This is a genomic window from Mycobacterium nebraskense (assembly GCF_002102255.1).
Taxonomy (GTDB): domain Bacteria; phylum Actinomycetota; class Actinomycetes; order Mycobacteriales; family Mycobacteriaceae; genus Mycobacterium; species Mycobacterium nebraskense.
This window is the reverse complement of the sequence record NZ_LQPH01000098.1, coordinates 1-13246: the sequence shown is the minus strand read 5'-3', so window position 1 is coordinate 13246 and position 13246 is coordinate 1. Positions and strand designations below refer to the sequence as shown.

The 13246-nt window shown below is 57.8% G+C and carries 13 protein-coding genes and 1 pseudogene; 1 reads left to right on the top strand and 13 read right to left on the bottom strand.

Features of this window, described 5'->3' with window-relative positions:
* The first annotated feature begins 367 nt into the window (after window positions 1-367).
* Entirely contained in the window at window positions 368-745 is a 378-nt protein-coding gene (locus AWC17_RS10235) for an integrase core domain-containing protein (RefSeq protein WP_085164600.1), read from the top strand.
* A 226-nt stretch (window positions 746-971) separates the two neighbouring features.
* On the opposite strand, the gene AWC17_RS10230 is transcribed toward AWC17_RS10235, so the two are convergent.
* The 13 genes and pseudogenes from AWC17_RS10230 to AWC17_RS10170 all read right to left on the bottom strand — a co-directional run.
* Complete coding sequence (locus AWC17_RS10230; protein ID WP_085164599.1) at window positions 972-1382, bottom strand: MmpS family transport accessory protein; 411 nt, start codon at window positions 1380-1382, stop codon at window positions 972-974.
* A 105-nt stretch (window positions 1383-1487) separates the two neighbouring features.
* The gene (locus AWC17_RS10225; RefSeq protein ID WP_244193483.1) at window positions 1488-1925 is read right to left on the bottom strand and encodes a hypothetical protein; all 438 of its coding nucleotides are present in this window, start codon (window positions 1923-1925) and stop codon (window positions 1488-1490) included.
* Between the two features lie 936 nt (window positions 1926-2861).
* On the bottom strand, window positions 2862-3452 hold the full coding sequence (locus AWC17_RS10220) for a hypothetical protein (protein ID WP_276038143.1): 591 nt from the start codon (window positions 3450-3452) through the stop codon (window positions 2862-2864).
* A 163-nt stretch (window positions 3453-3615) separates the two neighbouring features.
* Window positions 3616-4275 carry a hypothetical protein gene (locus tag AWC17_RS10215; protein ID WP_244193484.1) on the bottom strand — a complete coding sequence of 220 codons (660 nt, stop codon included), beginning with the start codon at window positions 4273-4275 and terminating at the stop codon, window positions 3616-3618.
* Window positions 4276-4322: 47 nt separating this feature from the next.
* Window positions 4323-5276 (bottom strand): MlaD family protein, encoded by a 954-nt coding sequence (locus AWC17_RS10210; RefSeq protein ID WP_047324173.1) that lies wholly within the window; start codon window positions 5274-5276, stop codon window positions 4323-4325.
* Window positions 5273-6274, bottom strand: a complete 1002-nt coding sequence (locus tag AWC17_RS10205; protein WP_085164597.1) for an MlaD family protein — start codon at window positions 6272-6274, stop codon at window positions 5273-5275. Before AWC17_RS10205 ends, AWC17_RS10210 begins: the two co-directional genes overlap by 4 nt.
* Window positions 6271-7365 (bottom strand): MlaD family protein, encoded by a 1095-nt coding sequence (locus AWC17_RS10200; RefSeq protein ID WP_082147692.1) that lies wholly within the window; start codon window positions 7363-7365, stop codon window positions 6271-6273. Before AWC17_RS10200 ends, AWC17_RS10205 begins: the two co-directional genes overlap by 4 nt.
* Window positions 7365-8324, bottom strand: a complete 960-nt coding sequence (locus tag AWC17_RS10195) for an MlaD family protein (protein ID WP_047324174.1) — start codon at window positions 8322-8324, stop codon at window positions 7365-7367. Before AWC17_RS10195 ends, AWC17_RS10200 begins: the two co-directional genes overlap by 1 nt.
* The gene (locus tag AWC17_RS10190) at window positions 8321-9373 is read right to left on the bottom strand and encodes an MlaD family protein (RefSeq protein ID WP_047324175.1); all 1053 of its coding nucleotides are present in this window, start codon (window positions 9371-9373) and stop codon (window positions 8321-8323) included. Before AWC17_RS10190 ends, AWC17_RS10195 begins: the two co-directional genes overlap by 4 nt.
* Window positions 9370-10416: an MlaD family protein gene (locus tag AWC17_RS10185; protein WP_047324176.1), complete on the bottom strand. Its 1047-nt coding sequence runs from the start codon at window positions 10414-10416 to the stop codon at window positions 9370-9372. Before AWC17_RS10185 ends, AWC17_RS10190 begins: the two co-directional genes overlap by 4 nt.
* A gap of 10 nt (window positions 10417-10426) precedes the next feature.
* Window positions 10427-11266: an MlaE family ABC transporter permease gene (locus AWC17_RS10180; RefSeq protein ID WP_085164596.1), complete on the bottom strand. Its 840-nt coding sequence runs from the start codon at window positions 11264-11266 to the stop codon at window positions 10427-10429.
* Window positions 11267-11298: 32 nt separating this feature from the next.
* Complete coding sequence (locus AWC17_RS10175; RefSeq protein WP_231614284.1) at window positions 11299-12114, bottom strand: ABC transporter permease; 816 nt, start codon at window positions 12112-12114, stop codon at window positions 11299-11301.
* A 669-nt stretch (window positions 12115-12783) separates the two neighbouring features.
* Window positions 12784-13246, bottom strand: a pseudogene (locus AWC17_RS10170) (integrase core domain-containing protein); the annotation flags it as partial.

Below are 13246 nucleotides of genomic sequence, written 5' to 3'. Positions count from 1 at the left end.
CCAATTCCCCGACCGACTCCCACTATGACCCAAAAATGAACGGCTGCAACACCTTACACAGTTATCTTGACAAGCCCGGTGGGGCTGGCGCAAGGCGCATGCCATCGCCAAGTCCGAAGGTCTGGTGGTCAATCCCAGACGCACCCACCGATTGTGGAAAGACGAACGGCTGCAACGTCCGTCGAAGCCCGCAAGCGGCTGCGCCTGGCCCACAGTTCGAAGCCATGGCGCATGGCGGCGGTCCGCCCGATCACGTCTGGGCGCTGGACTACCAGCACACCTCACCGTCGACGGCCCCGCGCTGCGCTTCTGCAACGTCATCGACGAGTTCGCCCGTAAGGCGTTGGCGACACGGCCACGTCGATAATTGAATGCCGATCGGACCACCGGCCTCCTCGATGAGCTGATCATGACCACGGGCCGCAAGCCCGAACACATCCGCATGCACAACGGACCCGACCTGACCAGTCATGCCCTCGCGGATTGGGCACCCTTGGGTTCGGTGGGCGCGGTGTTCATCGAGCCCGGCGCACCCTGGGAAAACGGGCACTGCGAATCCTTCAACGGACGCTTTCGCGACGAATTCCTGACCACCGAGACCTTCGGTAGTCTGCTCGAAGCCCAAATCCTCGCTAAGGACTGGCGCACCGAATGCAACACCTACCGACCCCACAGCGCACTCAACGACCTCACCCCCGAGGGGTTCCGAATGCACTGCGAAACTACCCACCAACAACTGTCATAGACCCTGGCCCGGAAAGCTGAGACCCCGTCACCTTCACACTCTGGGGGAAGCTCCGTGATCGAGCTTGCGGCCATCGTCGCGCACACTCCAAGTGTTAGCCGGCACCGTTGGAACGTGCGACAACTGCCGGCATGTCTCGACTTACTTAAGACCGCTTAATAATTCGAATAATGCGCACACCACCCCGACAGGTGGCGCGTGCCACGAGGTTTGGTGTTATCGACTGTCAGGATTTAAAAGATGTGCTGCCGTAGCATGCCGCGTTGCCCACATCAAGGGTGCTTTCGCAGATGACCTTCCCGCGAAAATAGATCCGGACCGTTACCCAATTATTAGGCCTAGCCTCTGGGCACCAGGCTCGCCCATCACACACGCGAGGGCGCCAGTCGGCGCGAACTTCCGCGCCGTCTACTGATGGACTGAGAGCATTCATCACCGTCACGGTGGTTCGCCATGGCAGTGGCACGCCGTCCAGTACTTTTCGCTCAGAGGAGTCGAAGTACTCGAGATTTGCTGCGGCGACATCGTTTGAAACGACCTCGTATGTAACGCTATCCTCAGCGCGAGCGTCCGGCGCCACCGCGACGGCAGAAATGCCGGTAATCAGCGCAATAATTATCAGCTGGGTACGAATCATTAATCCCTCCGGCAGGTATCACTGTCGAGCTCAACGCTGACCAGGTCCGGACAGCAACAATGCACCGAGCTAGTGAGACGCCTGGCAATGCCAAACCCGATGCAATCATGGTCGCTGGGCCCCCGCTAACAGTAACAAAACCAAGCTATTACCAGTCGCTTCATTGCGTCGCACATCTATCCCTAAGTCTGTGTAGGAGCAATCAGGGATGGCGGTGGAGCCTTGTAGTAACGCGCCCTTTATCGCATCAGCTTCGTTCATGCGGGCACCTTGAAGCAGGACGGCCTTGTCGCCGCCGTAGCCGAGATCCTTTAGCCCGGGCAGCGGGTCAGTGATCGGGAGGTGTGTTGAGTTGTGGCTAAGGTAGTCATCGGTCGACTGATTAATGATCCTCGCTGCCTTTTCGACTACTGGGTTGTAGCTCAACGGCTGACATGACGTTCCGCCACGGGCGATCTCCATTGCGTCTTTCAGGTTGTCTTCCGAATCCGCCAGAGCCGATGGTGTCAGCACCATAGCACCGGAAAAGGCCAGCAGGAACACGACTACCAGTCGGATCGCCGTCCTCCGGCACGGGAGTATCGGCGCCGACTTGCGGCCACCGAGCGGCGCAAGTGATTGTCTTAGCACTTACAACTCCTTCTCTGGAAATCAATTACGAGCCACAGAAGTGCGGGACAACATGTGGCTTTTCTCGTCGTGCGGTTAGAACTCGCTGGCCTCACTGGTAGCAGAGAAGCCTTCCGTCAACAAGACCCGTAGCTTAGGCACACCCGCGTGGAGGCCTCGTCGTAGCCTTTGAACCATGTTTCTGTGTGGGTTATCAAGAACTTAAATTCGCCGTGCCCGCAATAGGTGCTGCCGTCTGGCTCGATCGCACAAGTCGTTGAGTTGTACGTTACGTAGCTGCGCGGCGGCAGGGTTTGATCCGCTTGTCCGGCAGGGAATTGAATGGCCGCCGTCCAGCCGTGGTGCACGGAGCGGTTTCCGTTGAACCAAGCGATGTGATTGCTGTCCGGGGGTGCACCCGGAATAACGCCGCTGCAACCAAAGCTTCCCCTATCCCAGATGCCGCAGTTGAGTCCAGAGGGTGACAAGAACCAGACACCGGGATGGTCAGCAAGGAAGAATCGGTCTGGCTCGAATTGGTCGTACCACGCCGATATGTGCGCCATCTCTGGAAAAGGATTCGCGGGAGCACCGCCAGGCGGGTCCGCGTGTGCCGGAGCGACGGTACCCAAGACCAACCCGATCGCAGAGGCAGTGGTCGCCAACCACCGGCGACTGCCAATACAGCGATACATTCTGTGATTCTCCTCCTCTGGAGCAGCGCGCAAGCTGCGAACGGCAACCACGTCGGCCCAGCTCACCGCCACCGCTCACCCTCACCAGCGACTGGTTTAACCCAGAGATCGGAGTCCGCTGTGAATTGACACGAAGCGCACGCTCGGCGCATCCACTCAGTTACCGGACTACGTTCTACTGACATACGTGCGAACGGCGGATTCGAGTTCCCCAACGCAATACTCTTTGCACCGATGGACCTGTGAACCAGTCGGGTTGATGGCTTTTGATCCCTGCGCTGACATTGGACAGGTGCTGCCACAGTAGGTAGAAACTCTTACCTTCATAGAGCGGGAAGTAGACATCACCCGCAGGGTCCGTGGACTGAGTAAGCGCCTGAACGCGCGGGGCGAGGAAGTCTACCGACTGGTCGATATTTGCGGTAACGATGTCAGCTTGCCGTTGAAGGTCGCCGATGCTGTAGTCCCAGTCGGAACCGGCGCCCGAGATGACCCCCGGTCCATTCGGTGTGATCCGGTTGAATTGCAGCCTGTTGATCTGGCGCGTCAATTCGTCATATTGAGCGTTGAACCACTGGCACATCTCCCGTTCCGCATTGATGTCCGCATCGGTGACGCTTCCTTTCGTTTCGTCATAAGGGAATGGAAATTTGGGCGCCCAGTTTGAAGGCGTCGGAGTGACCACCGGTAATGGCTCGGGAGGCCGCTCGTAATCGGACGGATCGGCTCGAGAAGCGGGCTCAGTCGCGACGGTCACACCGGACAACGTAATCAGGACGGATGTCAAGACCACAATCGGACGGGCAAACGCGCTTCGCCTCGCTATAGCTTTAACAGCAGGCACTCCTACTATGCGGAGACAGCTATGAACGCAGCCATCCAGATCCGGCCACCTAGTTCGAGCCATCATAATCTCCTGTTCGGGAGTTCTATTTCTGTTCTAACGCGTCGCCAACTCCGCCAACCTCGGTAATTTGCCAATCCTTACTGCTGTCGATTGTGACGCTATACGTTGCCGTCGACTGCAGTGGCTCCGGAGCTTGCGCGGTCTTGGTAAGCACCATTACAAAAGAGTCGACGACGTAGGTAGCGCCGGTTACTTTGCGAACCTTGGCCGCCAGCGGACGTGCCGTTGAATTCCATTGCAGCGGCACCAGAATCTGTTCCATTGACGTTGCGGCCTTGGTCAACTTGTCTTTCAGTTCGGGACTGGTGCCGCCGACAAGCTTGCCTTTCCAAGAGTTGAGATCTTGGTAGTTCATTGCGGCCGCGTCTACTGCGTAGTGCAAAGCGACGTTTTCGGCGTGCACCTTGTTTTCGGATTGCCGAGCCTGCTCGTCCAGCTTGTGTTTCGCTCCAACATATAGCCAGCCCAACACTGCGACGCCGCCGACAAGGACGGCGATCGCGACGGCGATCACCAGGCTAGAAAGAGAAACCGAGAGCTGCGCTCGTCTGGACTTCTTGCCCTGAGGCTCGTCCGTAGTCGACGAAGTGTCCTCAGTGGGTGTCTCGTCCGCTGGCTCAAACTCGGCTGAATCGGCCTGGGCCGAGTCCGGTCCGGGGGTGTTTATTTTGGTATCAATCATCACGCAAATTCCTTAATTCGTGGTCTCGCACGGCCATGCCTGCCTATTTAATTCTGGGGGATGGCGACGTGCAGCGTAATCGCGCCATCTTCGGGCACCGTGTCCAGGATGTTGGACAGGATCTGACTGGGGTCGAAGTTCAACAACGCACCGGCGATGGCCTTCACCCGTGGCCGAAGCGCTTCACCCAGCACTTTGAGGTCACCGCCATTCTGATCCAATAACTTCTGGACCCGGCTAAGCAGGTGGCCGAATTTGCGCATACCGTCCGGACCGATCTCGAGGGCACCTACCGAAAAGCCTTGCAGGATCTTTTTAGAATTGTCGGCGCTATCCCGGATTCCGGGTATCAGGCCAGCGAGCGTGGGCCCGACCCACCCAGCGTTGCGTAAGAGGGTCTGGAAGTTGCTCAGCAGCACTCGCCCATGGCCATGCATATCCGCTGCTGTGTTTCTCAGCAACTCGCTAGCGTGCGACAGGTTAGGCAGCACCAAGTTTGGATCAGGCAGTGCAGCGTCACCCTCATGGATGATGCGTTCGACCGCTTCGGGATCGAGCTGATTGAGTATCCGCGTGACACTTACCGCCAGCTCTGTTATCGATGGTGGTTGTATTACCGACTCGGTTGCGATGTGCTGGCCGTCGTGCAACATTGGGCCGTCCCGACGCCGCGGGAACAGGCCGATATAGGTTTCACCGAGGGCAGACAGATTCTCGAGTCGCACATCGCAGTCGGCGGGGATGCGCAGGTGGCCGTCAACGTAGAAGTCGATAGTAGCTCCGTCGAGAGACGATGCGATACGGCTGACTTTGCCGACTGGCACGCCACGCAGCAGGATATTTGAATCGACAACGAGACCATTGATATCTCCCACCGTCATGGAGAGATTGGTACGGTCAGACGGCGCTCTAACCCGCACGCCGAGCGAGCCGATGTAGCTCACGGCAAACGCAATCATCAGGGCAAATGCAATGAAGGACAAAATGGCTCGCACCCTCATGGTGTCGCACCTAAGATCCGTAGCACATCCTGCACGTTGCCCGACATTTCCCGACCGTCGGGTCCGACTATCGACGTAATATTGATCGCTGGATATTTATCTTCCGGAAGGAAGAAGCCAGTGAATAGCCGGCGCCATGCGGGCCACTCCTTCTCAAACTCCCATTTGGAATGTTGAAGAGCGCCCATCTCATCACTCAATGATCGCAGTAACGGCACCAGCCAGAAACCACCGGCGTAGATAGTACCGGTAGACGGAAGGATGGTACCCACATACGAAAAGATCTCCAAGAACCGTTTAAACGCTGTCATGCCTTGCTTCGAGAACATTTCCTGGAGTACCAGAATCCTCCTGTGCATGACATCGACCGTTTCGGAAACGCCATTGAGCCATTGGTCGACCAGATTCATGTTGTCCGACAGGTCCCCGAGGTCGGCTGCCACTTGCGAAGCCACCTTCCGAATCGCACCTTCTCCTCCCGGCGGCTGGACTCGGTTGATACGGATGATCGAGTTCTGTATGCGCTGGATGGACCCGCTCGACACGAAGTTCGCCATGTTCGCGATTGTGTCTTCCAGTTGTTGCGGAGACGTAGTCTGCGCCAGCGGGATGCGGTCGCCGGACCTCAACGTTGGTGCCGCCGCCTGGTCGGTTTGCGGTCGCTCGAGGGCGACATAGATGTCGCCCAAGACAGTGTCCTGCTGCAGGACCGCTCGGATGTTCGACGGCACCGCGACGTTGGGGTCGATTCTCGAGGTGACGTCGACCGCACGGCTGGATAGTGCCACCTTGGTGACGACGCCGACCGTGGTGCCGTCCAACACCACCTTTGCCCGATCCGGCAAGTTGAGCGCGTTGTTAAATTCGATGACGATGTCATATCCACCGCGATAGCTATTACCAGGCTGAGGCAACGAACTCGCATTGAGCGATGCACACGATGAAAGTGCGACGACACCGGCAGTGACCACGGCCAACCGCCACATCCGGCGGATCATCGGTTCGCCTGGTTCAGGACGTATTGAAGCAGCGCAACATCAACCGCGTACGGTTGCCCAGCAACATCCGCGCAGCTTCCGGGCATCGAAGCGTTCATCACGCCACACAGCGCAAGTCCATTGGGGGTACGGACGCGATACAGCGGCGGACGGTAGGTGATATGGAACTCACGGTTATTGAAGTGGTTGGCTAGCGTATTGACCCACCAAGGCACCGGATTCAGGAGATTCGCCAGCCACGGCGCGTGTGCACTGAACTTCCTCAGGGCAACCGACGTCGAGTCGAGCGTGAACTGAAGCTCGTCACCGAGGTTGTCTTCCACGTCGACACCCGCTTTGACCAAGCCCATAAATCCTCCGACCATATGGTTGCCGCCATCCACCGTCACGGCGAAGTCCGACATGTTCTGTTCCGCGTTGAGCAGTACCTCCTTCAGCGGGCCTCTGATCTCGGTGAGCGCCGAACTCAGTTCAGCAAGGTTCGTTATCACGGATCCGATGTCGCTGATCGTTTGATCAGGGCTATCGACTACCGCCGATGACGTGGTCAGCAGCTGGTTGACGCCGGCTCCATTGTTGTGCAGCGCCTGATCGAGCTCTCGCACGACATCGCCGATATTCGTCGACCCACCCGGGTTGATCTTGTTGAGGAAATTGGTCGCCGAGCCGATCACTTCGGACAGGCTCTTCGGCGTCCACGAACGGGTAAGCGGAATACACTCACCGGCACCGAGGTGAGGTGCCGCACCAGGGTTGCCGACAAGCTCCAGCGACCGGTCAGCAAGGATCGATGTCGACCTGATGATTGCCTTGACATCCGCTGGCAACGGACGCCGCTCAGTCACACTGAAATCGACACGGACGTCCGTTGTACCGGGGGTGATGCTCGTGACTTTCCCGATCTGGTAGCCCATCTGCGTGACCGGATTGCCGACATATAGCCCGATGCTGTCGGGCATCATTGCGCAGTATTCGGCGTGCGGCTGTCTTTCATGCAGCCGCCCGCATGAGGCCACAAGGGTCACCACCGCCGCTGCTGTCAAAGCGATCGCGCCGAGCCGACCAAGGCGATGCGAACCTGACACGGCCATTAGCACGGACTCCCCGGTATCGGCATACACAGATCGGTGGCCAATAGCTCCGGAGCCTCTTCCTGTGCGCCCAGGACCCGTTCGATTTTTCTCCGCCCCAGGCGCAGCGCCCGGATTATTACACCGTTGCGGTCCGACCACATTCGTGCTTTTTGCACCCAGTCACGGATCCTAGCGAGAGCCGTGTCGCGATGATTCTCGTAGTAAATGAAGATTGGTGATAGGCCATCCATGGTGTCGCCCATGCCTTTAAGCGCCCTGGCGAGTCCCTCGCTGTAGAGCGTAAGTGACTGTTCAATGATCGACAATTTGCGGACCATGTCCTTGAGGTCGTCACTGTAATCGTTCAGCTTTCCGACATACTCATTGGATAGGTTCAGGATGGCACTCACTTGTCCACGTTGCTTCTCAATTGTCGACATAAGCTTGTTGCCCGCATCGATAACCGCCGAGATTGATTCCACGTTGGTGCCGTTAAGCCCCTGCTGCACCTGGTTGAGGGATTCATTTATCGGCTTTGGGTCAACCTTGTCGGTGATCTTCGTCGCGTCGGTGAGAGTCTGTATCAAGCTGTAAGGCATCGTCACGCGTTCGACCGGAATAGGCTTAGCGCCTAAAGAACTGTCACCTAGTGACACGATGCTCACATAATAGCCCCCAACCACCGTGAGCATGCGGACTTGCACCTGCGAGCGATCACCGACAAATGCACTACCGTCAACCCGTGCCCGGACGCGCACTCGGTTCGATTCCAGTGCCAGATCCTTCACCTTGCCCACGTTGATTCCGGCAATGCGTACCGGGTCTCCTGGACGGATCGCCGCCGCGTCGTCGGTGTAGAAGGTGACGATCTTCTGCCCGGGGGGGCTGATATAGAGCATCGCCGTCGCGAGCGCCACAATCGTCACTAGGGCAAGGGCACCAGCACCCCACAGAGTCGGATTACGTAGCGCTTTCATCGGTTGCACAACACCACTTTTCGGCCGTTGAGAAGTACGTCCATTTGCTCAGGTAACTGGGCCTTGCCCCGGGAACATGCCAGGGGCGCGCCGGCCTCCGGCGGTGGTGGGATGTTTTCCCACATGACCGGAACGAGCTTGAAGGCGTCCGTAAAGTCGTCGAGGACGGTGAACGCACGGTCCAGACCCTGGTCCATGTCACTGGCATTCTTGTTGGCGGCCGGGCCGTAGGTGAAGTAATCGCCATTATTCACACCAGGTGGAAATCCTAAGTTAGCCACCAATTGCGCGACATCACCTGTAAACTCACCGTAGAGGTAAGCTTTTCGAAACTCGTCCAGTATTCCAAAGATGCCAGCTACCGGCCCTTTATTAAGCCAGTCCGCTATCTGGATCAGGTCTTTTCCATGTCCGCCCATAGTATCGGAGATTTCCTTGAGATTGCGCATCAGCGTTGCGATGACTTGTTGACGGTCCGATGCAAACCTGGTGAGCTTGCGGATGCTCTCCAGCATCGGCGCCAAGCCACCGCCATCACCGGAGAGATATGCTGCCGCATTGGCGGTAAAGGTGTTTACCTCGTCAGGGTTCAGAGTGGCAATCACCGGTTGTAGCCCGTTGAATAACGTCGTGACGTCGAAAGACGGTTGCGTCATCGCGGTGGTCACATGGCTGACAAGAGCGGCCTTCGAATACCTCTCTGTCGCGTCCACGACATCTAAATACCGCAAACCGGTAAGAGCCTCGAACTTGATGGCAAGCCGGGTTCCGGATACCACGCCATATCGCTTGTCGAGCGTAAACCCGACCACGGCGATGCTTTGACCGTGCCTTCGCTCGAGACCGACTGAGTGGACCTTCCCGACTCGGACTCCGCGGACCCGCACGTCGGCGTCCTGATGCAATCCCGATGCGTCAGTGAACTCGGCATCATACGATCGCGTTTCCGCCGCCATGGGCTGCCTAATGACATTCGCAACCAGAATAAACAGGACGATCGCGACGACCCCGCTGATCGCGAGTCGCCACAACGCCGCTCTAGGCTTCATCGGGCACCTCCCAAAGCGGCAAGTGGCGCCGCCACACCCGGAAGGCTGTCAAGAACAATGCGAACCTGAAGCGCACGTTGCTCAGGCGTTCCCGCGTACATTTTCTCAAGCCGGGAACGCAGTTCCACGAGCATCTCCGAAATGCCTTGAGGCCTGATCAGTGGCGGCACCACATCGGTCAGCGCCTTGACAGTGTCAACCATGGGCGCCAGATCGTCGATATGCGTGTACTCCAGCCTGCCGATCGCACCAAATAGGTTATCCGCTACGAATTGCATGAACGGTAGAATAGTATGCGAGTACTCGTCATCGCTGGCGTTCCATGTACCCTTGTTCAATTTATTAGTACCGTGCGTTACATCGGCGCTGGCATCGAGCATCACGTCGGTAAACGACGGAAATGCAACGCTCACTCCCGTCGCGTTTCTTAATAGTTGCGCGGTACTCACTGTTTGCGTGTTGGCAAGCGCATTCGCTGAAATCAAGAGGGTCTCGGCCAGCGGATCCAACGCATCAGTGTATCGAGTGGCCTTCTCGACCACCTGGATCAGCCGCGTGGTTAATGTTCCCGTAGCAAGTCTTCCAAGGCGAGATAGCAAGGCTTGAAGCGTAAAGTTGCCCTTCGGCGTGATCTTCAAGTGGGTCCCATCGCGGAGTGGTCGCCCACCAGCACCTGCGATTAGATTGATACCGGTCACGCCAAAATAGTTGACGGGCCGGAAATCAATAGCCATGGCATCAGTTAATCCCGCTATTGGCGTTTTTTGCAGATCAGCATTGAGCCGAACACCTCCCCCGGACAATCTGGACACCGCCGTGACCTCGCCGACCTTTACCCCATGCATGACCAACTCCGTACCCTTGGCCACCCCGGGACCGACATATGGCGTATCGATCGCCATGGAAATTGCATTAGCTGGTCTTCCGCCGAATGGCTTGAACACCATAAGTAGGCCACCCACGGCAACGACGCAGAGCACAAGCGCCGCGCCGACGATGGTCAGCGTTCGCTTCTCAGATTCCGCAGAAGCGTGCAGTAGCATGTCTGCTCACCTAACCTTTGAACACGAACACTGGATGAAGGCCCCACAGCGCCACGGTCAGTATCAAATCCAAGACAATGATCGTGATCAGACTGGTCCGCACGGCGCGACCCGATGCTTGACCAACGCCGACCGGGCCACCGGAAGCAAAGTATCCGTAATAGCAATGGATCAAAGTCACGGCCGCACAGTAGACGGCTATTTTGATCACAGAGTATGCAAGATCCCTTGGTACCAAAAACTCGGCAAAGTAATGATCATATGTTCCGCCGGGCTGGTTGTGAGATACCCGGATGACGGCGTCCATGACGAAGAAGTTGGCTATCAGCGCCACTAGAAATCCCGGCACCACACATATCATCGCGCCGACCAGGCGAGTGCCGACCACAAACGGTATCGGCCTGAGCCCCATCGCTTCTAGGGCATCGATCTCTTCGGCGATGCGCATGGCACCGATCTCGGCGGTCATCCGGCACCCCGTTTGTCCAGCGAACGCGACGGCGCTCACTATCGGCCCGATCTCGCGCACCCCTCCTATCCCGCCGACAATCCCAGACAAGCCACCGAAGCCAATAATATTCAAGACAGCAAACGCCTCAACAGCTAACGAGGCACCGACCGCAATACCGAGGAGCAATAATACGCTTATCGCCCCACCATCCACGATCAGCGAACCCCTACCCCAAGCGAGGCTGTTCATTTGTTGCAATGTTTGTCGCCGATACTTAACGACCGCTACTGGCACCGAGCTGAATGTCTTGGCAATGAACACCACCCACTGCCCAAGGTTATGGAACATCCCGCCGATCGGCTCGACTGCCGCTGTTGCCAGTCGAGTACTGAAATGCATACTCGGTACTGTTGCGCCGCTACCGGGAGTCATTACGCTACCTCCAGCGGAGCAAACATCGACTGCAACTGCGTTATCGCGAGGTTTGCGAAAACAATCCAAACGACATTGACCACAACCGATGAGTTCACGGCGTCTGCTACGCCTCGCGGGCCACCCTTCGCCTCCATTCCGCGTAGCGATGAAACTAAGCCCACGATTGCCCCAAAGACAAGCGTTTTGCCGATGGCGAACCATACGTCCACCACCTTCGAGAATGTCCCGAACGACATCCAGAAACTTCCCGGCGCCACGTCGGACGCTCCCACTGCCATCAAAAATGAGGACGCCATTCCCGACGCCACAATAAATATGCATAAAATCGGGGCTATCAATAGCAGTGCGAGAAAACGTGGGACCACCAGGTGGCGGACCGGATCAATACCCATTACCCGCATTGCGTCAAGTTCTTCACGGATTGCGCGTGCCCCAAAGTCCGACGCAATGGCCGAAGCTGCTGCGGCACCCATCAACAATCCCGCCGTCATCGGCGCTCCCTGCCGAACAACACCCACCCCGGCGGCCGCGCCAAGCAGCGAGGTTGCCCCCAGTTGGTTGACAAGACCCGACGTCACAATAGTTGTGATTGCGCCGATCGGAACAGCCATCAGCAGCGCGGGTATGGTCGTCACTTTGAGCAAGATCCATGCCTGCACAACGACTTCGCCGACTGGGAGCCTCATGGCAATGGTGTCGGCAACGATGTAGCGCACCACGTCCGCAAACAGCTGCACACCACGACCCGTCGTGGCCGCGGTACGCCTTGGAATCATGCCCACGTGGCGCGCAGCTCTGAGCGGGTAAACCATAAGCAGTGATCGGCCCACGTTGCTGGAGCCCGGACTCAACGCGTCCTGAAGTAGGTCGTTGTCGATGCGAGTGGTCATGAATCACCGCCAGGACACTTGTGAAAACGCACGCGCCCCCACGGGTCAACGGCGATAGACGCTAGCGGCAGCAGGCTAGCCGGCATGCCAAAAGCCTTGCGTGAGGAGTAGGTCTCCAGACTGCGCAGCACGGCCGAACCGTCTTCGCGACGCTTTGGTAGTACCACCCTCATTGGCCCTGCACCGATGAGCCCGAGGTCGTCAGCGCTGACGCGCCCACGCCGGGCGCCGACCATCCGTGGGGAGACATAGGTTGCCTGGCGCCAAACCTTTTAGCATCGGACCCGATCTGAGGCCACGCCTTCATCCAACGTCCTCCCCTTCTGGCACGCTCGTCCCGCTGGCACGTTCGTGGCGTGGTCAGTGCGATTGTCATCACACTGACCACGGCTCTGTGAGCAAAATCGTTATTTGTTTAGCGGTTACCGTAGAGGACTAGCCGCGCGGTTGACAAGCCGCCAACTACTGAGACATTTGCACGAACCCAACGAGACCCGGCTCGGCCTCGACCGGAGGTTTCTCGCGGCAAGGCTTTTGGGGACGAGGTGGAGACAAAGTTCTGGTCTGCGTTGAGACTAATCCGGCGTGCCAGCTGTAGGAGGTCACCACGTTGGTGATGCCGGTGGTGAGTCGTGATGCTGGTGGCTGGCCGTCGGCGGCAGAGTGTGGTCGATGGTAGTTGAAGTGGATGTTCCAGATCTTGAGCGCTTCGCTGCGTTGGGCTTCTGAGGTCCAGGTTCGGGCGTAGAGGAACTCTTCGGCCAGGATGCGGTGATATCTCTCTATTTTGCCGTTGTGGCGTGGGGTGTAGGGCGTGATGCGCTGGTGGCGTGCGCCATGCAGGACGCGAGCGAAGTCCTTCGCGCGGTAGCACGAGCCGTTGTCGGTGACGATCCGTTGGATGCGGTCGATCCCGTGTGCGGCGAACCAGACCCGGGCCCGGTGCATGAATCCGATTGCTGTGATGGCTTTTTCATGGGCGTGTCTTATTGACTGTGTAAGGGGTTCGGCCTGGATGGTGGTGGCTGACCACCGGACAGGAGACATTGCAAAT